Annotated in this window: 1 protein-coding gene; it reads right to left on the bottom strand. The window is 64.0% G+C overall.

Annotation, left to right across the window (positions count from 1 at the left end; translation table 11 throughout):
• On the bottom strand, positions 1 to 25,391 hold a 25,391-nt coding region (locus tag VJR68_RS05565; RefSeq protein WP_324146577.1), incomplete at its 3' end, for an SDR family NAD(P)-dependent oxidoreductase.
• Positions 25,392 to 25,441 lie beyond the last annotated feature (50 nt).

Genomic DNA, 25,441 nt, shown 5'->3' with positions numbered 1-25,441 from the left:
TCGATGCGTGCAAGCAGTGCCTTGATGGTGGGGGCCTCAAAGATGCTTTGCACCGGCAGTTCAAGGCCCCATTCGGCCCGGATTCTCGAAACCAGCTGCGTGGCAAGCAGGGAATCGCCGCCCAGTTCAAAGAAATGATCGTCGCTCTCCAAGGATGGACGGCCAAACAAGTCGCGCCACATCGCCGTGAGTGCTTCCATGCGGCTGCTTGCCTGCATTGCGCCCTGCTCCGCCGCTGCCGCGCCAGGCGACTCGCGCCGAGGCAGCGCGTGGATGGCAGCACCTTGCGGCGCGTCCGGATAAGGCACGTCGGTCCAGTAGCGCTCCCGCGCAAACGGATAAGTCGGCAGACTGATGCGGCGCGGACGCACGTCCGAATACAACACGCTCCAGTCGATGCCCAGCCCCTTCACCCATAGTTCCAGCAGCTTGCCGAACTTGCCCTTGGCAACCCACGCCTGGATCATCGCGGCCAGATCTTCATCGCCAGACAGCATCGACAAGGCGCCACGTTTTGCGTGGCCGCGGTGGACACCTTCGATGTCGTCGCTGCCGGCGACGAACGCCGTCAATCTCTGCTGCAGATCGGCCAGCGAATCCACCCATAGGGCCAAGCGCTCTTCCATCGCTTCACGACCCACCTGCAGGGTGTACGCGACGTTCGCCAGTGTCATGTCCGCATCGGCGTGCGCCGAGGCGATCGCCGCTAGCAGCCGCTTCGCCTGCTCCTGCAAGCGCTCTGGGTTGCGCGCCGACAGCACGATCATCGCCGGGCTTTGCGCGGGCGTATCCACGCTTGGTGGCGCCACGTATTCCTCGATCACCACGTGCGCGTTCGCGCCACCTGCGCCGAACGAAGAAACGCCCGCGATGCGCGGCACCTCGCACTGCTCGCCATCCACGTCCATCACCGGGCGCGGCCAGGCCGCCAGGTTCTGCTGCAGCACGAATGGCGTGTCGGCAAATCTGATGTTGGGGTTGGGCGTGCTCGCATGCAGCGTGGGCGCCAGCGCCTGATGCTTCATCTGCATCAGCACCTTGCTGATGGCGACAAAGCCGCTGGCGCTTTCGCTGTGGCCCACATTCGACTTGTGCGAACCGATGGCGCAGAACTGTTTGTCCTGCGTCCAGTGGCGGAATGCCTTGGCCAGGCCTGCTATCTCGATCGGATCGCCCAGGCTGCTGCCGGTGCCCTGCGCTTCCACGTAACTCACGCAACGCGCGTCGATGTCCGCGCGATGCAGCGCATCGCTCACCACCTGCGCCTGCAGGTTCGGGCTGGGCACCATGTAGCTGGTGGTTTTTCCGCCCGCATTGATCGCACTGCCCTTGATGACGCCATAAATATGGTCGCCGTCGGCCACCGCGCGATGCAGCGGCTTGAGCACCAGCGCCCCCACCGCTTCGCTGTCGACAAAGCCATCGCCATCCGCGCCGAACGAACGGCACTCGTCGCCGCTGGACAGCAGCATCAGCGAAGACAGGTCGATCAGATGCGCGGGAGCCGTGATCAGATTTACGCCGCCGGCAATGGCGACTTCACTGTCGCCGCTGCGCAGGCTTTCGATCGCCAGATGCACAGCCGTCAGCGATGACGAGCAGGCGGTGTCGATCGCCATGCTCGGGCCCTGGAAGTTGAACAGGTAGGACACGCGATTGGCGAACGACCAGAAGCGCACGCCGGTGGCGTAGTGCTCGTTCAACACGCCGACGAACGTGCCGATCTTGCGGCTCTTGCACAGGCTTTGCGGCGTATAGCCGGCGTCCTCGATGCTGGCGTACACCTCCTGCAGGAACAGCCGCTCCTGCGGGCTCATCAGCTGCGCTTCGCGCGGCGTGATGTTGAAGAACAAGCGGTCGAAGCCATCGATATCGTTCAACCAGCCCGCCCAGCGCGTATTGGTCTTGCCCGGCTGGTTTTTGCGTTCGTCGAAGTAGCGGCTGTGGTCCCAGCGTTCCGCCGGGACCGGCGTAATGCAGTTGCGTCCAGCGGCAAGGTTGTTCCAGAACTGGTTGACGTCGTCGGCGCCGGGGTAGCGGCCGGAGAGGCCGATGATGGCGATGTCGAGGCGGTGTGTTGCGGGTGTGGCTATCGATGGCGTTACCTGGGAAGCCGGCGATTCGTCTACTTGGCCTTGATGCACGGACGTTGTCCGCACTTCGCGCTTCGTCCAGCTTTCGCTGGATTGACGAGCGGAAGTTTCCGGCAACTGAAGGCGCTCGAGATCTTGCGCCGGGGCAACGGCATCCAACCCCGTCCAGCGCATCAAGGCTTCCGCCTGGCTCTCCATGAAATACCCCACCAGGCTTGCGATCGTCGGGTATTCGAACAACAGCGTGGTGCTGACGCTGTCCGCATCGAACACTTCGCCCAGTGCGCGGGTCAGCTCCATCACCAGGAACGAATCGATGCCGTACTCGTCGAAACCGATGGTCTCGTCGATCGCGTCCGGTGCAAGCCCGATGCTCTTGCCGATCAGCTGCTTGAACTGCCGAATGCTTTTTTCGCGTAACGCATCGTTTTCCGCCATGGCACCCGCCTGCTCGGCAACAACACTTTCCTTATCCATCATGCTCGTCGTCTTCCGCGGTGTATTCATGCCGTGCGCCGCATCAGGATCGAAGGCGCGGAAACTCAATTGCCTGAAGCGGACGCAGACCAGCCCATTGGCATCGCACAGGTCGATATCGAGCTTGCGTACCGCGTCCGCGGCGGACGTACCTTCGCTGTAGCGCACGATGGCCCACATCTGGCTGGTGCAAGGCGCGCGTACTTCCAACGCTTCCAGGGCAAACGGCAGCATCAATGCCAGCGTTGCGGGCGATGCCAGTTGCAGGCCAAGGGGTGCCTGCAAGGCGGCATCGAGCAGGCTGGGATGCAATACGTAGTCATCCAGCGAGTTGGCGACCGCAGCCGGCAAACTGATGCGCGCCAGCACCTTATCGTTGCCGATGAACAGCTCATCCAGCGCGCGGAACGCAGGGCCGTAACGCAGACCGTTGCGCTCGAACAGGGCATAGCATTGCGCGGCATCGGCGTGCGCTGCGTTGCATTGTTCGCGCCATGCGGCCAGGTCGTGGCGGATGACGTCGGCCTGCGCGTCGTTCGGTGCCGCCCATGCACTGCCCTGTCCATACAGCGACACGCCATCGCCGCTATCGTTATAGATGTCGTAACGGATCGTGCCGCCCGCTTCGGCGCGCAAGGCCACGTGCACGTCCTGCCCCGCGTCTGCGACCACGATCGGCCTGGCCCAGGTCACCTTGCGCAAGGACAATCCGTGATGCGCATGCGTCGACAAGCGCGCGGCCGCCAGCGCCATTTCCAATTGCGCCACGCCCGGCAAGACGCGCATGCCTGCCACGTTGTGATCGGCCAGGAAGAATTCCCCGCCATGGAAATGGCTGCTGAAGCGTTGCGTGGACAGGTCGGACGTATTGCGATGGAGCAAGGGATGCAGGCATGGCGACGACGGCGCAGCGGGTTGTGCGGCAGAAAGTCCGTAACGCTCGCGTGCGAACGGATAGGTCGGCAAGCTGATACGCCGCGGCGCGCGTTCGCCGTAAAGCGCACGCCAATCGATACCCTCCCCCTTCACCCAAGCTGCCAGGCACGCATGCAGGTTGTCCTGCTTCGCCGCGAAAATAACCGGCGCCTCCTTCTGCCGCCGAACCTGTCCGCGATGCAGGCCCTGGCTTTCGCCCGCCAGGAAGCGCGTCAACGTTGTGCGCAATGCGGCGAGCGAATCGGCCACGAAGCCAAGCCGCTCCTCCATCGCCTCGCGCCCGGCTTGCAGCGTGTAAGCCAGTTCGTCCAGTTCGACGCCAGGCTGCGCATCAAGCCATGCCAGCAGCGCTTGCGCCTGTTCCCGTAAGCGCGCCTCATTGCGCGCCGACAGCACGATGGCGAAGGGGCCGCTCGTGGCTGGAACCGTGCGTGCCGCAGGAACGTATTCCTCCAGCACGACATGTGCATTCACCCCGCCAAAGCCGAACGAACTCACGCCTGCGCGGCGCGGCAGCGTGTGGCCTTGCGCATCGCGCATGGCCGTCCACTCGCGCGCCTCCTGCACCACATAGAACGGACCGCCGTCCAGTTCGATGTACGGATTGAGTTTTTCGCTGTGCAGGCTTTTCACCAAGGTCCGATGCTTCATCTGCAGCAGCACCTTGATCACACCGGCGATGCCGGCGGCCAATTCAAGGTGGCCGACATTGGTTTTCACCGAGCCAAGCCCGCAATGCGGTAGCGCCGCGGCGGTTGCGCCCGCATCGGCATACAACGACTCGAACGCCGCCTTTAGTCCATTGATTTCGATCGGATCACCCAGCGGCGTGCCGGTGCCGTGCGTCTCGATGTACGTAATGCTGCGCGGATCGATGCCGGCTTGGCGGTGCGCCTTCATCACTACCGCGGCCTGCGCCTTGGGATTGGGCGCGGTCAGCGAATTGGCGTGGCCGCCGTGATTCTCGGCAACGCCGCGAATGACACCATGGATGGGATCGCCATCACGCTCGGCCTCCGACAATGTCTTGAGCACCAGCATCGCCACGCCTTCGCCGCGCACGTAGCCGTTGGCCTCGCTGGAGAACGTCTTGCAGCGGCCGTCCTCGCACAACATGCCGGATTTATCCAGGCTGATATGCGCCTCGGGCGTAACGATGGTGTTGACGCCGCCGACGATCGCGAGCTTCGCATCGCCGTTGCGAATGGCCATCACGCCACGCCGCAATGCCACCAGCGAACTGGAACATGCCGTTTCCACCGGCTCGCTCGGGCCGTGCAAATCGAGCAGATAACTGATGCGGTTGGGGCCGACCGAAGGCACGCCACCGGTCGAGGAATAGGCCTGTCCCCACACGTTGGCGCGATGAAGCAGCGTGCCGTAGCCGGGCGCGCCGGTGCCGACATAGATGGCCGTATCGCTGCCCGCTAGCGCGGAGGCGGCATAGCCGGCATCTTCCAGCGCCTTCCATACATGGATCATCATCAGGCGCTGCTGCGGATCCATCATCTGCGCTTCCTTGGGCGAGATGCTGAAGAACATCGGGTCGAACTCGTCGACCCCATCGATGAAGCCGCCCCACTTGATGCGGGTGTCACCGGACAGCGCACGCCAATCCCAGCGTTCGGGCGGAACTTCGCCGATGCAATCCTTGCCGTCGCGCAGATTGCGCCAGAACGCGTCCAGATCGCGCGCCTGCGGAAACTGCCCGCTCATGCCGATGATGGCGATCGGCTCGTGCTCGTCCAGCTTGCGGGAAACGCTCGCGCTCATCGCCGCAACGGATGCCGCCACCGAGCGTTTTGGCGGTGCTGCTGCATCGCTGTTCGGGATGGAGGCACGCGGTGTTACGGCGTCGTGATGCTCTCGCAGCAGGTAATCGGCGAGGCCGCCAACGGTCGGGTATTCGAAGAAGATCGTCGGCTTCAGGTCGAGCCGGTAACGATCGTTGATGGCATTGCAGAATTCGGTGAGCGTAACGGAATCGAAACCGTATTCACTGAGCACGGTGGCGGCGTCGATGTCGTCAGGCTTGACTTTGATCAGCGTGGAGACGAGTTCGATCAGCGCCTGCTTTACTGCTCCGCCGTCGTCCCGGCGCAAGCCGGGATCCAGTACCGCATCGTCGTGCGCAGCACTCCGAACCGATGCCGATGTTGCGCGCTGCGCACGATGCATGTCGACCGGACCCCTGCCTTCGCCGGGGTGACGGCGCGGCGAGGATGCAACGACGGCATCACCCAACAACGCTTGGCGAATCCGGCTCGCATCGCCAGCCACCACCAATACCTGGCTCAACCCGCTCGCCAACGCCTGCCGCAGCGCCAACACACCGCTGTCCGTGGCCAAAGCATGCACCCCCAACCGCTGCGCTGCCGTCGCACGCGTGGCGGCATCCACCTGCATGCCGCCTTCGTCCCACAGCGGCCAGTTGATCGACAAGGTGTGGCCATGCCGCTGCCCGCTCGCAACCAGCTCGGCACGATGCTGCGCAAAGGCATCCATGAAACCGTTCGCTGCCGCGTAATCGGCCTGCCCCAGGTTGCCCACCGCACCGGCCATCGACGAAAAGCAGATAAAGACGTCGAGCGCGATGCCGCGGCTGGCCTGGTCGAGATTCAACGTGCCCGCCACTTTGGCGGCCAACACCTCATGCAATTGCTGACGGGTCTTGCGGATGATGAAACTGTCGCGCAGCACGCCTGCACTGTGGATGATGCCGTCCAGGCTTTCGAATTCTTCGGGAATGCTCTGCACCAGCGACGTCAGTGCAGCGGCGTCGGCAACGTCCACCGCGTGATAGCGCACCACGGCGCCGAGCGTTTCCAGTTGCCGCAGCTTCGCCTGGATGGCTTCGTTCAACGGCGAGCGCCCCGTCAATACCAGCACCGGGTTGCGCACCTGCCGTGCAATCTCGCGCGCGAAGATCAAACCCAATCCACCCGCGCCGCCGGTGATCAGGTACACGCCATGCGCTTTCCAGGGCGATGGCGCGTCGGGTGAAGGCTGCCATTCGCGCCATGCACTCATCTGGCGTTCGCCATGAACGTAACGCACAAGTGGCGCGTCGCTGCCGCGCTGCTCGAGCAGAGCCTGCACGATGTCCTGCCCTGGCTCGACACAAATCAGCTGACCGGTCAGGCGCGGATTTTCCTGTTGCGCCGTACGCAACATGCCGCTCAATCCGGCAAGCGTGCGCGCCATGCCTTCACCTGGCACCACCACCTGCAACCGTTGCTTGCCGCGCTCGCTCGCGAGCGCTTGCAACTGCTCCAGCAAGCGGGTCGCCGCGGTTTCGTAGCACATGGCGGGATCATCGTCGGTAGCGAGCGTGATGCATTTAACGCCAGGCATGCGCGCTTGCACGCGTTCGACCTCGGCAGCTTCGGTACCGCACAGCAGCACGCAGTGATGGTCGAATGCAGCATTGGCGTCGTCACGGCTGATTTCAGGCTGCGCCGTCCAAATGGGCTGAAACAACAGAGTTTCGATGGTTGTATCGGCCGGCGGCGCCGATTCGCTTTCCTGCGCGGCAGGCACCGCTTCGCTGCGCACAACCTGCACCGGCGCCGTGCTCAAGGTGACCCAGTGACGCTCACGCGCGAACGGATACGTCGGCAGGCTGATGCGGCGCGGATGCTCGGCGCCATGCAGGCGCTGCCAATCGACATGGAGTCCTTTCACCCACAGGCTCAGCAATTTGTCGAACTTGCCCTTGGCGATCCAGGCAGCAACCGCCGCGTCGATGTCGTCGTCGCCAACCAAGGCCGACAACGCATCCTTGTTCTGCTTGGCGTGGCCGCGGTAGATGCCTTCGATGGCAGTGTCGCCGGTCGCATACGCGGCGAGTTTTTCACGCAGTTCGTCCAGCGAAGCCACCCGCAATGCCAATCGCTCGTCCATCGCCTCGCGGCCGACCTGCAGCGTATAGGCCAGATCGTGCAGGGCGATCGCGTCATCGTCCGCAATCGCCTCAAGCAATTGCCGCACCTGTTCGTGCAGGCGGTCGGCGTGACGCGCGGACAGCACCACGAGTGCCGGTCCGTGCCGCACGGTTGCCACGCGCGATTCGCGGTATTCCTCGATCACCACGTGCGCGTTGGCACCGCCCGCACCGAACGAGGAAATGCCCGCAAGACGCGGGTATTCGCGTTTCACGCCGTTGCTATCCAGCACCGGCCGCTGCCATGGCGAGAGCGTTTGCTGCACCACGAACGGCGTCTGCGCGAAATCGATGTTGGGATTGAGCACGCGCGAATGCAGGCTGGGAGCAAGTTGTCCATGCTGGAGCTGCAGCAACACCTTGGTGACACCGGCGATACCGGCCGCGCTTTCGGCATGGCCGATGTTCGACTTGGCCGAACCGATCGCGCAGAACTGCGTGTCTTGCGTCCATTGCCCGAACGCCTTGCTCAGGCCGGCGATCTCGATCGGATCACCCAGGCTGGTGCCGGTGCCGTGCGCTTCCACATAACTCAACGCGCGCGCATCCACATGTGCTTCGCGCAGTGCGCGCTCGATCACTTTCGCCTGCGCGTTCGGATTCGGCACGGTGTAGCCGTTGGTGCGGCCACCATGGTTGATCGAGCTACCCTTGATCACGCCATAGATGTGATCGCCATCGGCCTTCGCCTGCGCAAGCGGCTTGAGCAACACCGCACCGACACCCTCGCCCGGCACGTAACCTTCGCCACCTTCGCCGAAACTTTCGCACCGACCCTTGCCGGACATGAACTTACCCTGCGCCAGCAACAAGTATTTGTTCGGATGCACCGATACGTTCACGCCGCCGGCGATCGCCGTCGAACAATCGCCACGTTGCAGGGCGCGGCATGCAAGATGGATCGCCGTCAACGACGATGAGCACATCGTGTCCAGCGCCAGGCTGGGGCCATTGAAGTTGCAGAAATACGAGATGCGGTTGGCGATCGACGCCGGACTGCCCTGTAGCGCCACCGCGCGTCCGCGCTCCTGCTCCTGCGCGCCGTAGAGCTGATATTCCTGGTACATCACGCCGACGAACACGCCCACGTCGCCGTCTTCGCTGACGTTCTCGCGCGTGTAACCCGCGTCTTCCAGCGTGGCATGCACGCATTCCAGGAACAATCGCTCTTGCGGGTCCATCAACTCCGCTTCGCGCGGCGAGATGTTGAAGAACAATGGATCGAAAAGATCCACGCCATCGATAAAGCCGCCCCATTTACCGTACGTCTTGCCGGCCTTGCTACGGTCTTCGTCGAAGTAGCGCGCGTGATCCCAGCGCTCCACCGGAATCTCGGTAATGCTGTCCTTGCCCTGGCTGAGGTTGGTCCAGAACTGCTTGAAATTGTTGGCTTGCGGGTATCGCCCGGCCAGGCCGACGATCGCGATATCGCCGGCCGCTTGTTCGCGACGCAGCGCAAATCGCGAATGCAGCGAATGGATGGGCGTCACACGCGCAGGCAGCGCCGGCGCGGCAACGGGCGCAGCCGAGGTGGGGCCCAGCAAGGCCACCAAGGCGTCCCGATGCCGCTCCACGAAATAATCGGCGAGCGCGGCCAGCGTCTGGTATTCGAAGAACAAGGTCTTCGGCAGCGCGCCAAAGACTTTCTCCAACTGCACGGTGAGGTCCATCACCATCACCGAATCAATGCCGTACACCTCCAGCCGCGCATGGGCATCGATGCCTTGCGGCGGCAGCTTGAACGTGGACGACAGCAGGCGCGCCAGATAATGCCGCGTGCGCTCGTGCCAATCATCCACCTCAGCTTCTATTGGCGACTGCGGCGTGGTTGTCTCCACTTTCGCGGCAACCTCGCCCAGCAGACTGGCCTGCATGCGCTCGCGCTCGCCTTCGGCAACCAGCACTTGCGGGTTGCTGCATGCCAAGGCGCTGTCCAGCGCCATGCAACCGTTCGCCGTGCGCAGCGGCGTCATGCCCCACTGCTGCGATAGATAGCGCCGCGTGGCGTCATCCACCTGCATGCCGCCCGCATCCCACAGCGGCCAGTTGATCGACAGCGTGCGTCCGTGCCGCACGCCTTGCTCGACCCATTGATCGCGATGATGCGCAAACGCGTCCATGAACGCGTTGGCTGCCGCATAGTCCGCCTGCCCCACGTTACCGACCGCACCGGCGATGGACGAAAACATCACGAACATATCCAGCGGGATGTCGCGGCTGGCTTCATCCAGATGCAGCGTGCCATCGACTTTCGCGCGCAAAACAGCCGCCAGTTCGTCCGGCGTCTTCTTCATCAGGAAGCTGTCGCGCAACACGCCGGCACTGTGCAGGATCCCATGCAGCGTACCGAACTCCGCCACGATCTCACGCAGCGCCGCATGCACGGCGTCACGTTCGCCCACGTCCAGCATGCGATAGCGCACGGTTGCGCCCAGCGTTTCCAGTTCGGCGATCTTTTTGCGCATTGATTCGTCCGGCTGCGAGCGCCCGGTGAGCACCAGCGTCGCCCCGCGCACCTGGCTGGCGATATCGCGCGCAAAGATCACGCCCAGGCCACCGGCTCCGCCGGTGATCAGGTACACGCCACCGTCTCGCCACGCCATCGGCGCACCAGGCGAAACGGGCAATGCTTCCCATCCGGCGACGTGCCGCTCGCCAAGTGCGTAGCGAATGCGCGACGACGGTGCATGCAAGTTGTCCAGCACGGCTTGCGCGACGTCTTGGTTCGGTGCGACGCCGATGACTTGCCAGGCGATGTGCGGATATTCCAGCTGTGCCGTGCGCAGCATGCCGGCCAGCCCGGCATGGACTTGACCGATGCCGTCGTTCGGCACCACCACCTGCACGAGATGACGTCCCGCCTCTCGCCCCAGCGCAGGTAATTTCTGCAACAGATGGCGCGCCGCATCGGCATAGCCGCGCGCGAGATGGGCGCCGCCGACGAAGCTTGCGCAATCCGCCTGTGGAAAACGTGCGCGCACATGTTCCTCGCTTGTCGCAGGGTGATCGCACAGCACCACCAGATGGCGATTGAGCTCATGGCTTGGCACTGCGTTCACAGGCAACGCCTTCCATGCCGGAACCGCCAGCAACATCCGATCGGGCGATGCCGTTACGTTACGCGCGGCAGACGCGTGCAACGCCAGCCGCTCGATGCGTGCGCACAGCTTGCCGTCGTCATCACACACATCAATATCGAACTGACGCACCGTCTCGTCCGATGATGCAAGCTCCCGCACCCATGCCCACGCCGTGGCCGGACACGTGGCCAACGTTTCCAGCGCACCCAAGCTGGCCGGCACCCACAAGGTATCCGCGCGCGAGGTCTCGCCCTGCACGATGCCGAGCGTGGCCTGCAGGGCAGCATCGAGCAGGACGGGATGCAAGGCGTAGTTGTCCTGCGTATCCCTCAACACCGCGGGCAGAGCGATGCGCGCCAGCGCTTCGCCGCGGCCGATCAGCAACGCCTGCATGCACTGGAACGAAGCGCCGTAGCAGAGCCCCATGCGCTCGAACAAGGCATAGCATTGCTGCGCATCCAGTTGCTGCGCATCGCATTGCGCTCGCAGGCGATCAAGGTCATGCGCAATCGGCGTCGCAGGGTATGTGACAAGCATCGCACTGCCGCGGCTGTAGATCGTCTCTTCGCCTTCGCCATGCAATCGGAAGGCGATGCGGTCATCGCCTTGCGGCGTCAAGCTGAGGTGCACGTCGATACCATCGTCGCCCGCCGACGCCGGGCGCAGCCATGCGACGTCGTGCAGGCGCAGAGCTACCGGCTCGCCGATGGATGCCTCCACCGCGCGCCGCGCCATTTCCAGCTGCACGGCGGCGGGCAATACCTGCGCGTGGTGCACGCGGTGGTCGGCCAGGAAATAGTCTTCGCCAGTAAAGTGCGAACTGAAACGCTGCACGGCAAAGGTGGAGGTATTGCGATGCAGGAGCGGATGCACGATAGCCGCAGCCGACGTCACGGCTGGCCCGATCGGTATCCAATAACGCTCGCGTGCAAACGGGTAAGTCGGCAGGCTGATCCGTCGCGGGCGCTGTCCGTCTGCATACAGGCGTTGCCAGTCGAACGGCAGCCCGTTGACCCATAATTCCAGCAGCCGGCCGAACTGCCCGTTCGCCACCCAGGTGCCGAGCATGGCATCGAGGCCGTCGTCGCCGGCGAGATTCAGCAGCATGTCGCGTTCGGGCTTGGCTTGCCCGCGAAACAGCCCGTCGACGGCCGTGTCGCCAGCCGCACAGGCGGCCAGTTTTTCGCGCAGTTCGTCCAGCGAATGCACCAGCAAGCCGAGGCGTTCGTCCATCGCTTCACGACCGACTTGGAGCGTATAGGCGACGTCATGCAAGGCGCGATTTGCATCCGCTTCGAGCGCAGACAAAAGACGCCGTGCATGTTCCAGCAGGCGATCGGGCGTGCGCGCGGAAAGCACGACCAGCGCGGGGCCTAGCCACGCATGCGCCGCTTCGATCGGCGCGCGGTGTTCTTCAATGACCACGTGCGCATTGGCGCCGCCTGCCCCGAACGAGGAAACGCCGGCAAGGCGCGGGTATTCGCGCTTGACGCCATCGATATCGAGCACCGGGCGCTGCCATGGCGAAAGTGCCCGCTGCACCACGAACGGGGTCTGCGCGAAGTCGATGTTCGGATTGAGCACCTCCGAATGCAGGCTCGGCGCAAGTTGTGCATGCTTAAGTTGCAGCAGCACCTTCGTCACGCCGGCAATGCCGGCTGCACTTTCGCAATGGCCGATGTTCGACTTGGCCGAACCGATCGCGCAGAACTGCGTGTCTTGTGTCCAGTGACGGAATGCCTTGCTCAACCCGGCGATTTCGATCGGATCGCCCAGGCTGGTACCGGTGCCATGCGCCTCGATGTAGCTGATCGCGCGAGCGTCGATTCGTGCCTCACGCAGGGCGCGCTCGATCACCTTCGCCTGCGCATTCGGGTTGGGTACGGTGAACCCGTTGGTCTTGCCGCCATGGTTGATGGCTGTCGCCTTGACCACGCCATAGATGTGATCGCCATCGGCCTGCGCTTGCGCGAGCGGCTTAAGCAATACCGAACCTACGCCCTCGCCCGGCACGTAGCCTTCGCCCCCTTCGCCGAAACTTTCGCAGCGGCCCTTGCCGGAAATAAAGCGTCCCTGCGCCAGCATCAGGTATTTGTTCGGATGCACCGACACGTTCACGCCGCCGGCGATCGCCACCGAACAACCGCCATGGCGCAACGCCTGGCAGGCCAGGTGAATGGCCGTCAACGACGAGGAGCACATGGTGTCCAGCATCAGGCTGGGACCATGGAAGTTGTAGACGTACGAAACGCGGTTGGCGATGGACGCGGGGCTTCCCGGCACGGCGACCGGCCGGCCGAACGCCTGTTCCTGCGCGGCGAACAGACGGTATTCCTCGTACATCACGCCCACGAACACGCCGACGTCACCGTGTCCGGCAACGTTGTCGCGCGTATAGCCGGCATCTTCCAGCGTGGCATGCACGCATTCCAGAAACAGCCGCTCTTGCGGGTCCATCAGTTCCGCTTCGCGTGGCGAGATGTTGAAGAACAACGGATCGAACCGATCCACGCCATCGATAAAACCGCCCCACTTGCCGTAGCACTTGCCTGCCTTGCCGCGTTCCTCGTCGAAGTAGCGCGCATGGTCCCAGCGTTCCGGCGGAATCTCGGTGATGCTGTCGCGGCCCTGGCTCAGGTTGTCCCAGAACTGCGCAAGGTCCATCGCCTGCGGATAACGGCCGGCCAGACCGATGATCGCGATGTCGCCGACGTCATCGCTCGCATTGTGGCGAGGAAGCGGCGCGGCGTAACGCGCCGGCTGCATCGTCAGCGTGGATGGCACACGTGCGGCCTTTTGCGTTGGTGGCAAGGCGGCAACTTCAGTGGCTGCACGCTGCTCGCCCAGCAGCACCGCCATCGTTTCGCGATGATGCTGCACAAAGTAGTCGCTCAGCGCAGCGAGCGTCTGGTATTCGAAGAACAATGTCTTCGGCAGCGGCCCGAATTGCCGTTCGAGCGCGCGCGTCAGCTCCAGCACCATGATGGAATCGATGCCGTAGGCTTCCAGTTGCGCCTGGGGGTTGATCCTGTGCGCCGGGGTTTTCAGGGTGGCCGAGAGGAAGCGCACGAAATGGCGGATGGCGCGTTCGTGCAGGTCATCCGCAGGCGCGGCTTGCCTAGTCGGCAACGCGTCAGGCGCAGCCACCTCGTCGGCAACGCGAACGCGATCGCCAATGGGTGCACGATCCAGCACGCGTAAGCCAAGGCCCTGGAAGCGCAGGCATACCTTGCCCTGCTCGTCGCAGACATCGATATCGACCATACGCACCGCATCGCTGTCCACCCCGCCGTTGCGCACGATCGCCCACGCCCGCTCCGTGCAGGGCGCCAGCACGTCCAGGCGCTGCAGCGCGAAGGGCAGCATCAAGGCAGGGTCGCGCCCGGCACCCATATCCAGGCCGATCGCTGCCTGCCACGCGGCATCGAGCAAGCTGGGATGCAGCACGTAGCAGTCCTTGTCGGCAAGCTGCGACGCCGGCAGCGCGATCTGCGCAAGCACCACGCCGTCGCCCGCAACGAGCGACAGCAGCCCTTGGAAGCCCGCGCCATAGTGCAGCCCCAGTCGATGGAACGCGTCGTAGCACGCGGTGGCATCCCAATGCGCCGTGCATGACGCGCGCAGCGCATGCAGGTCGTGCATGGCAGGCTCGGGAGGTGCGGCCGTTTCCGTCACCACGCCGCGACTGTAGACGGCGGCCTCGCCGTCGGCCGGATCGTCATGCAGTTCGTAGGCGATGTCGCCGTGCCCGTCAACGCGCAGCGAAACGTGCAGTGCCACGCCTTGTTCAGCGCACGACACCGGACGCTCCCACACGACATCTTTCAGATGCAGCGACGATGCTTCGCCCAACACGGCGCTCGCCGCGGCACGCGCCATTTCCAGCTGCGCCGCGCCAGGCAGCACACCCTTGTCGCGTACGACATGATCGGCGAATACGAATTCATGGCCATCGAAGTGGCTGCTGAAACGCGGCCCCAGCAAGTTCGATGTATTCCGGTGCAGCAAAGGATGCAGCGTGGCGATCTGGCGCGCCGCCGGCAGATTGGCGCTGCCGGCTTCGATCCAATAGCGCTCGCGCGCAAACGGATAAGTCGGCAGGCTCACCCGGCGCGGCTTGCGTTCGCCGTGTAGCGCGGCCCAATCCACACGCTGGCCGTTCACCCATTGCACGAGGATGCGCGTCCACTGTCCCTGCGCGGCTTCGTCGCGCAACATGGCGCCCGCGTCACCCTGCGCGGGCGAAACGGCAAGTTTTTCTCGTCGCGCCTGTCCGCGATGCAGATGGGCCGCGTCGACATCGCCGGCAAGAAAGCGCATCAACGCGTCGCGCAGTTCATCGTGCGTGCGCACGCTCACGCCAAGCCGTTCCTCCATGCCTTCGCGCCCTACTTGCAAGGTGTAGGCCATGTCGTCCAACGCGAGTTGCTGCGCTTGTGATGTAGCGAGGAAATCGATCCATTGGCGCGCCTGCTCATGCAGACGTTCCTCGTTGCGTGCGGAGAGCACGAACGCCACGGGCCTGCCGCATGGCGCAAGCGTCTCCGGGGCGACGTATTCCTCCAGCACCACGTGCGCGTTCACGCCACCGAAGCCGAACGAACTCACGCCCGCGCGGCGCGGCAGTGTTTCGCCGCGCGCGTCACGCAACGGCGGCCATGCGCGCGTGTCGTTCACCACGTAGAACGGACTCCCGTCCAGCTGGATATACGGATTGATCCGCTCGCCATGCAGGCTCTTCACCAGCGTGCGGTGCTTCATCTGCAACAGCACTTTCACCACACCGGCAACACCGGCTGCCAGTTCCAGATGGCCGATGTTGGTTTTCACCGAGCCAAGTCCGCAGTGCGGCGCCGACACGGTGCTGTCGCCGATAGCGGCGTAAAGCGCCTGGAAGGCGGTTTTCAGGCCATTGATCTCCACCGGATCGCCCAGCGGCGTGCCAGTGCCGTGCGCTTCGATATAGCTCACCGTGCGCGGGTCGATGCCAGCCTGCGCATAGGCACGCCGCACGACGTCCGCCTGCGCGCTTGGATTGGGCGCGGTCAGCGAGTTGGCGCGGCCGCCATGGTTTTCCGCCACGCCGCGCACCACACCGTAAATGTGGTCGCCGTCGCGTTCGGCGTCGGTGAGTTTCTTCAACACCAGCATCGCCACGCCTTCGCCGCGCACGTAGCCGTTGGCGTCGGCGGAAAAGGTTTTGCAGCGGCCGTCTTCGCTCAGCATGCCGGCCTTGGTGAAACTGATGTGCAGGTCGGGCGTGATCAGCGTGTTGACGCCGCCGACGATCGCCATCGACGATTCGCCGCTCTGGATCGCCGCCACGCCACGACGCAACGCCACCAGCGAACTGGAGCAGGCGGTTTCCACCGGCTCGCTCGGACCATGCAGGTCAAGGAAATAGCTCATGCGGTTGGGCCCCACCGAGGCCACCGCGCCGGTGGAGGAATAACCCTCGATCGCCGTCATCGCGCGCGCGATCAAGGTGCTGTAGCCGGTGCCCATCGTGCCGACGAAAATCGCCGTGTCGCTGCCGGCCAGCGCAGGCCCCGCATAGCCCGCATCTTCCAGCGCCTTCCAGATGTGGATCATCATCAGGCGCTGTTGCGGATCCATCAGCTCGGCCTCCTTCGGCGAGATGCCGAAGAACAGCGGATCGAATTCATCCACGCCATCGATAAAGCCGCCCCATTTGATGGGCGTGCGATTGACCTCGCGCGCCGGATCGCCATGCCATGCGCGCCAGTCCCAGCGTGACGGCGGAATCTCGGTAATGCCATCGCGGCCTTCCAGCAGATTGCGCCAGAACGCATCCAGGTCGGGCGCCTGCGGAAACTGGCCGCTCATGCCGATGATGGCGATGGCTTCGTTGCTGGATGCGATGGGCGACACTGGCTTGCTGCTGCGGCTCCATCCGCGTGCACGTGCGCGTTCCTGCGTGCGCGCGGCGGTCGCTGGCGGCGCGATGGCCACCGTGGCAGGTGCATCGAACGCGGCGCGATGCTCGCGCAGCAGGTAAACGGCCAGCCCATCGATCGTCGGGTATTCGAAAAACAGCGTCGGCTGCAATTCCAGCTTGTAGCGCTGGTTGATGGCGTTGCCCAATTCCGTCAGCGAGACCGAATCGAAACCGTATTCGCTGAGTGCGGTGTCGCCGTCGATGTCTTCGGGTTCGACTTTGATCAGGGCGGCAGCGAGGTCGATCAAGGTTTGTTTTATCGGGTGCTGTGTGGACGCACTGCTTGCTCCGCTGCCGGGAACCTGAGCATCGTCATTCCAGAGAAAGCTGGACGCAGCGCGAAGCGCGGAGAACGTCCGAATGGACGGCCCCGAAAGGGGTGAGCGAAGCGAATCATCCAGTGCCCTCGGACTCAAAAGTCGCTGGATCCCAGCTTTCGCCGGGATGACAATGGTTGCTTCTGTGGTGACTGAAACGTCCTTCCCCGCCACAAGCAAGGAAGGGAGCAAGAGCGCCTCACGAATCCGCCCCGCATCTCCCGCCACCACCATCGCCTGCGTTTCACCGCTGGCCCAGATCTTGTGCAGCGACGCCACGCCATCCTCCGTGCGCAACGGCTGCATGCCCCATTGCCGTGCCAGCATGGCACGCGTTGCCGCATCCACCTGCATGCCGCCTTCTTCCCACAGCGGCCAGTTCACCGACAGCGTGCGGCCATGCCGGTGACCTTGCACCGCCAGCGCGTTGCGCCGATGCACGAACGCGTCCATGAAGGCGTTGGCGGCAGCGTAATCCGCCTGGCCGGCGTTGCCGACCGCGCCGGCGATGGACGAGAACACGATGAACGTATCCAACGCGATGTCGCGGCTGGCTTCGTCCAGATGCAGCGTCCCGCGCACCTTGGCGCTGAACACCTCATGCAACTGCGCTGCGGTTTTGCGAGCAAGATAACTGTCGCGCAGCACCCCGGCGCTATGGATGATGCCGTCCAGGCTTTCGAATTCTTCGGGAATACCCTGCACCAACGCCGTCACCGCTTGCGCATCGCTGACGTCCACAGCGTGGTAGCGCACCACCGCGCCCAGGGCTTCCAGTTCGCGCACATGGGCTTGAATGCCGGCGTGCATCGGCGTGCGTCCGGTCAGGATCAGCACCGGGTTGCGTGCGCGCATGGCGATGTCGCGCGCAAAGATCAAACCCAGGCCACCGGCGCCGCCGGTGATAAGGTAGACGCCGTTTGTTTTCCACAGGCTTGCCGCTTCAGCGGATGCCGCAAAGGTTTCCCAGCCCGCTACGTTACGCGTGCCCGTGGCGTAGCGCACGTGGACGGACCGGTCATCGCGATTATCGAACAATACTTGCGCGACATCCTGGCCCGGCTCGATTTCGATCATTTGCCCACGCAGCCGCGGATGCTCGCGTTGCGCCGTGCGCAACATGCCGTGCAGGCCAACGAAGAGCTGCGCTTCGCCATCGGCCGGCACCGCGATCTGCATCAACGCCTGCCCTGTTTCGCGGCTGAGCGCCTGCAGTTGTTCCAGCACGTTGCCGGCGGCGGCTTCGTAGCTGCTGGCGAGATCGGCAGTGATCGTCGCTGCGGAGACAAGCGCACCGGGCATGCGCGCACCGATATCGGCGGCGTGGACATTCGGCAGCCCACACAACAGGACGCGATGTGCGGCCGGCACCGTGCTTGTGGCGACTGTCGGCGAGGCCGTGTTCCACATGGGGCGCATCAGCAACGCCTCGCCATCCGGTTCGGTGACGGAAGACGCTTCGCGCGCTTGCATACTCACCGCACGCAGTTCCAATTGCCGTAGTCGCACGCATACCGTGCCACTTTCGTCGCATACGTCGATATCAAGGCGCTGCCCGCCATCGCTACCGCTACGTATGAACGCCCACATGTTGGCCGTGCACGGCGCAAGCACGTCCATGCCACCGAGGGCAAACGGCAACCTCAACGGCGCCTGCGAATCCAGCAACAATGTTGCCTGCAACGCCGCATCCATCACGCTCGGATGCAGCGTGTAGCCATCGCGCGCAGCGTGCGGTGGCAAGGCGATGCGCGCCAGCAATGCGCCATCACCGATGAATGCCTCGGCCAGGCCACGGAAGCACGGGCCATAGTGCAGTCCCAGGGATTCGAAGCGCGCGTAGCATTCCGTTGCTCCGACGTGATTCACCGAACACTGCTTCCGCAATGCGGCCAGATCATGCGCCGTCGCGACATCCGCTGCTTCGACCGCCACCACGCCACGGCTATGGACGATAACCGCACCGCTCTCGTCCTGGCGATAGATCTCGGCATCGAGATCGCCATCGTCGCGCGGTTTCAGCGCCAAGTGCAGATGCACACCATCGGCATCGACGCGGATGGGACGAAGCCAGGCGACGTGTTTCCACCGCAGCAACTCGCCGCCATCGAACGCCTGCTCCGCCGCGTGACGCAGCATTTCCAGCTGCGCCACGCCGGGCAGCACTCGATGGCCCTGCACAACATGGTCAGCAAGGAAAAATTCCTCGCCGCTGAAGTGCGAACTGAAACGCAGGCCATCGACGTTGGAGCTGTTCCGGTGTACCAGTGGATGCAGCACGGTCGTCGATGCGCTCGCGTCACGCGCCGCTTCGCTGACCGCGATCCAATAACGCTCGCGCGCAAACGGATAAGTGGGCAGGCTGATGCGCCGCGGCCGCTGGCCTTTCGCGTACAGGCGCTGCCAATCGAACGGCACACCCTTGGTCCATAGATCCAGCAGCTTGCCGTGCTTGCTCTTGGCGAGCCACGCCTCGACGATCGTCGGCAGGTCGTCATCGCCGGCCAGTGCGGCGAGCGCCTCCTTGTTCCGCTTCACCTGGCCACGGTAAAGCGCATCAATCGCCGTTTCGCCGTCCAGATAGGCGCGTAGTTTTTCGCGCAACTCGCCGAGCGAATGCGCCACGATGCCAAGCCGTTCCTCCATCGCCTCGCGGCCGAACTGCAACGTATAGGCGAGATCGGCCAGCGCGATCCGCTCCCCTTCAGCGTCGAGCAAGACCAGCAGGCGTCGCGCCTGTTCGCGCAGGCGGTCTTCCTGCCGCGCGGACAGCACGATCAGCGCGGGACCGTCGAGCGTGGCCGGGCCCGATGCAGGCTCGCGATATTCCTCGATCACCACGTGCGCATTCGCACCGCCAGCACCGAAGGAAGAAATGCCGGCCATGCGCGGGTATTCGCGCTTGACGCCGTCGAGGTCAAGCACTGGCCTCTGCCATGGTGCCAGCGCCTGCTGCACCACGAAGGGCGTTTGTGCGAAATCGATGTTCGGATTGAGCACGCGCGAGTGCAGGCTCGGTGCAAGCTGTCCGTGCTTGAGCTGCAGCAGCACTTTCGTGACGCCCGCAATGCCGGCTGCGCTTTCGCAATGGCCGATGTTGGACTTGGCCGAACCGATGGCGCAGAACTGTGTATCTTGCGTCCAATGGCGGAACGCCTTGCTCAACCCGGCAATCTCGATCGGGTCGCCCAGGCTGGTGCCAGTGCCGTGCGCTTCCACGTAGCTGATGGCGCGGGCATCGATGCCGGCCTCGCGCAGCGAGCGCTCGATCACCTTCGCTTGCGCATGCGGATTGGGTACGGTGTAACCGTTGGTTTTGCCGCCGTGATTGATGGCCGTCGCCTTGATCACACCGTAGATGTGATCGCCATGGGCCTGCGCCTGCGCAAGCGGCTTGAGCAATACCGCGCCAACGCCCTCGCCCGGCACATAGCCTTCGCCGCCTTCGCCGAAGCTCTCGCAGCGCCCTTTGCCGGAAATGAACTTGCCTTGCGCCAGCATCAGGTATTTGTTCGGGTGGATCGACACGTTCACGCCACCGGCCACCGCCACCGCGCAACCGCCGCGCTGCAGGCTTTGGCAGGCCAGGTGGATCGCCGTCAACGACGAGGAACACATGGTGTCCAGCGCCATGCTGGGGCCATGGAAGTTGCAGAAGTAGGAAACGCGATTGGCGACCGACGCCGCGCTGTTGAGCATGGAAAGGTTGTTGCCCCGCGCTTGCTCCTGCGCGCCGTAGAGCTGGTATTCCTCGTACATCACGCCGACGAACACGCCCACGTCGCCCTCCTCGGCGACGTTCTCGCGCGTGTAGCCCGCGTCTTCCAGCGTGGCGTGCACGCATTCCAGAAACAGCCTTTCCTGCGGATCCATCCATTCCGCTTCGCGTGGCGAGATGTTGAAGAACAACGGATCGAACCGGTCCACGCCGTCGATGAAGCCGCCCCATTTGCCATAGGTCTTGCCGTGCTTGCTGCGGTCTTCGTCGAAGTAGCGCCGGTAATCCCATCGTTCGGCGGGAATTTCGGTGATGCTGTCGCGCCCCTGGCTCAGGTTGATCCAGAACTGTTCGAGATCGTCGGCCTGCGGATAACGCCCGGCCACGCCGATGATGGCGATGTCGCCGGCCTCCTGGCGCACGTTCGCCATGCCGTGCCGGCCGGTTTCCGTGCGCATGCCGAAACGCGGACGCCGACGCAGATCTGCGGTGGCGGGCACGACGGTGTCCTTGCTGCGCGCCGGCGCGCCCGATGTGTCGGGCGTATTCTCGCCCAGTGCCGCGAGCAGACGCTCGCGATGGTTGTCCACGAAATACGCCGCCAACGCAGCAAGGGTCTGGTATTCGAACAGCAGCGTCTTGGAGAGCGTGCCGAAGACCTGTTCCAGCGTGCGCGTCAAATCCATCACCAGGATGGAATCGATGCCATAGGCTTCCATCGGGGCACGTGCATCGATGCTGCTGGGCGAACGCTTGAGCGTGCCCGACAGCAGGCGGACGAAATAGCGTGTGGCCTTGTCCAGCAACTCGCCGGATGCCGTGCTTGCCGCCGATTCGGGCGCGACCGGCACGGCATCGTTTTTTTTCGTGGCGGATAGACTGGACGTAAAGCGCTCAATCATTCCTTCGGCTACCAGTACCTGCGGCAGGCCGCTGGCCAGTGCGCTCGCCAGCGCCGCGCAAGCGCTGGCCGTGCGCAGCGGCAGCAGACCGGTGCGCCGCGCCATGTCCTGGCGCGTGGCGGCGTTCACCTGCATGCCACCCTCTTCCCACAACGGCCAGTTCACCGATAGCGTGCGGCCGTGGCGTGCGCCTTGCGCTACCTGCTCCGCACGGTAATGCGCAAACGCATCCATGAACGCATTCGCCGCCGCGTAATCGGCCTGTCCGACGTTGCCGAGCGCACCGGAGGTGGAGGCGAAGCCGATGAAGACATCGAGCGCCATGTCGCGCGTGGCTTCATCCAGGTGCAAGGTGCCGGCAACTTTGGCGTGCAGCACTTCGTGCAATTGCTGACGGGTCTTGTTGATGATCAAGCTGTCACGCAGCACACCTGCCGCGTGAATCACGCCGTGCAGGCCGCCGAACGTATCGGCAACCTCGCGCACCAGCCGCAACACCGCGTCGCGGTCGCCCACGTCGAGCTGCATGTAGTGCGCACGGGCGCCCAGGGCTTCAAGTTCGGCGAGCTTGCTGCGCGTGGCTTCGGCAAGAGGCGAGCGCCCGGTGAGAACAAGCGTTGCACCGCTGGCGTGGCGTGCGATCTCACGAGCGAAGATCAAACCCAACCCGCCTGCGCCACCGGTGACGAGATACGTGCCGCGCGCCTTCCACGGCGATGCAGCGTTGAAGGACGAAGGCAGTTCCTGCCAGCGGCCCACCTGGCGCACGCCATCGATGTAGCGAATTTGCGCGTCCAGGCTGAAACGGTTTTCCAGCAACGCCTGCACCACGTTCTGTCCGGCCTCGACGCCGATCACCTGGCCGGCGAGGCGTGGATTTTCAAGTTGCGCCGTGCGCAGCATGCCGCCCAGCCCGGCCATGGCCTGGTCGATGCCGTGGTTGGGCGCGACGACCTGAATCAAATGGCGTCCGGCTTGCCCGCTCAAGCGTTGAATCTGCTCCAGCAACACGCCGGCGGCCGACTCGTAGCTATGCGCCAGCGCGCCGCCCGTGTTGATCTCGATACACGCGACATGCGGCAAACCCGCACGCACATCGGCGGATATCGCACGCAGCACGTCCTGCTCGCCGCAGAGCAGTACGCAGTGTTGCGCATACTCCGGCGTGTGCTCCGCTTCACTCGATGACGTCGTCCAGTCGAATTGAAACAATGCCGTGCGCACCGGCTTGTCGACGTCCGCTTGCGCAACCGCGCGCATGCAGACCTCGCCAAGGCGCACGCACACGCCACCCGTTTCGTTACACAAGTCGATATCGAATTTCTGTAGCGAACGCTCTGCCGCATCACTGGTGGTGCGGCGAATCACCGCCCACATCGCCTCCGGACATGGGGCCAGCACCTCCAGCGAGCGCAGTGCAAAGGGCAGCATCAACGCGCCATCACCCGTGCTCTGGACATGCAGAACGATCGCCGCCTGCAGTGCCGCGTCGAGCAGGCTGGGATGAAGCACGTAGTCCTGTCGCATCGACTGCAACCGCTCCGGCAACATCAAATGTGCCAGCGCATGGTCTCGCCCAACGAACAGCTCGCTCAAGCCGCGATGACCTGCGCCGTAGGCCAGGCCCATCCGATCGAGCATGGCGTAACAGGCGTTCGCATCCAGTTGCGTTTGCGCGTTTTCCGCGCGCAACGCCGCGATGTCCACGGTCACGGGTGATGACACAGGCGCATCGACGCTGACGAAGCCCTGGCTGTATACCGTGCCTTCGCTACTCGGCGCATCGTCATACAGCTCGAAGCTGAATTCCCCTTGCCCTTCCGGGAACAGCGCAAGGTGGATCTCTTTGGCTTGCGCTTCCACCACGACGGGCCGCAGCCATACGATGTCCTTCAGCCGGCAGGAGCCAGCAGCCGAGGTTGCCTGCATCGCCGCGAAACAGGCCATTTCCAGTTGCGCGGCCGCCGGCAAGGTGGCGCGCCCTTGCACCACGTGATCGGCGAGGAAGAATTCCCTGCCGCTGAACTGGCTGGTGAAGCGCAGCCCGGCCGCGTTGGAGGTATTGCGATGAACAAGTGGATGGACGGCCACGAGCGAGGCCGCCGAATCGGCCGGCTTTGCATCCACCCAATGTCTTTCCCGGACGAACGGATACGTTGGCAGCGCCACGCGCCGTCTGGGTGACCCATGCAAAGCGCGCCAATCGATCGCCCGCCCTGCTACCCATGTCGCCGCGACGCTTTGCGGATCGTCATGCGACGGCAGCCAAGCTGTGGATTCGGCCGATTGCGCCAACGCTTCCGCCGAAAGCTCATTGCAGTAGACATCGTCTTGCGCGGCCGATACCAGCCAGCTTTCCAACTTCCGTTGCAAGGTCTCGAACGAATCGGCCGCCAGCGCAAGGCGCGCCGCCATGGCCTGCCTGCCGACCTGCAGCGTATAGGCCAGATCGGCGAGACCGGCACGCCGAACATCGGGCGATGCGATCGCGGCCAGCAGTTGCTGCACGCGTTCGCGCAGCACCGGCATCGTCTTGGCTGACAACACGATGATCGCCGGTGCGTGTTCGGCTGGTATTTCGGTGGCGGACGTCACGTATTCCTCGACGATTACGTGCGAGTTCACGCCACCGAAACCAAAGGAACTGACGCCCGCGCGGCGCGGAACGGCGCGTCCGCTTTCGTCGTGCTTCGCCGGCCACGGCTGTGCCTTGTCGACGATGAAAAACGGACTGCCTTCCAGTGCGATACGCGGATTGAGCTTCTGGTAGTGCACCAGCGGCGGAAACACCTGATGCTTCATGCACAGGATCGTCTTGATCACACCCGCCAGGCCCGCCACCGATTCCAGATGCCCGATGTTGGTCTTGACGCTGGCGAGGCCGCACGCATGTTCCTGCAACACCTCGCCACGTGCTGCCGCAACACGGGCAAAGGCCATTTTCAAGCCTTCCACTTCGATCGGATCGCCCTTGGGCGTACCCGTTCCATGCGCCTCGACATAGCCGATGCTGCCAACCGGCACATCCGCCTGGCGCAGCGCTTCGGCGATCACGTTCGATTGCGCGGTCGAGCCCGGATAGGTGACGGTGCGCGCGCGGCCGCCATGATTTACGGCCGAGCCGCGCAACACGGCCAGGATGCGGTCGTTGTCGCGGATCGCATGATCGAGCGGCTTGATCAGGATCATCGCCGCGCCTTCGCCGCGCACGTAGCCATTGGCGCGCTCGTCGAAGGTCTTGCAGCTGCCGTCCGGCGACAGCATGCCGGTCTTGGAGAACGAGATGAAATGCGTCGGGCTGCACAACACGCTCACCCCGCCGACCAGCGCGTGATCGCATTCGCCGCGGCGGATGGCGTGCGCTGCCTTGTGCAGTGCCACCAGCGAACTCGAACAAGCCGTGTCGATCGGCAGGCTCGGTCCATGCAGGTTCAGGAAATACGAAATGCGATTGGGAATGAGCGCGGTGTGCGTGCCGGTGGAAACATGCCCCTCGATGGCGTCGAGTGCGTGACGCAGATGATCCTCGTAATCGAAATTGAAAACGCCGATGTAGACACCGGTGTTGCTGCCACTGAACACTTTCGGGTCGTAGCCAGCGTCTTCCAGGCAGGCCCAGGCCTGTTCCAGCATGATCCGCTGCTGCGGATCCATCACGCGCGCCTCGCGGGCGGAAATGCCGAAGAAGTCCGCGTCGAAATAGTCGACGCCATCGATGAAGCCGCCCCACTTGCTGATGGTTTTGTTTGCATCCTGCGCCTGCGCCGAATAGAAGGCGTGCTTGTCCCATCGGCTGGCGGGGACCTCGCTGATACTGGAGCGCCCTTCGCACAGGTTGGCCCAGAACTGCTCGTAATTGTCGGCGCCCGGAAAACGGCAGCTCATGCCGATGATGGCAATGTCAGCTTCGCGATGCGCCGTTGATGCCGGCGTGTTTTCCTGGGACGTCACCTGATGAACATTCATGACCATACATGTCCTGTAGCGTGTTCTTTCGGATTCCGCGTCAAACGCAG

The organism is Dyella sp., from assembly GCF_035277725.1.
GTDB lineage: Bacteria > Pseudomonadota > Gammaproteobacteria > Xanthomonadales > Rhodanobacteraceae > Dyella_B.
Note: the sequence above shows the minus strand (reverse complement) of the source record. Positions and strands in the feature narration are given on the sequence as shown.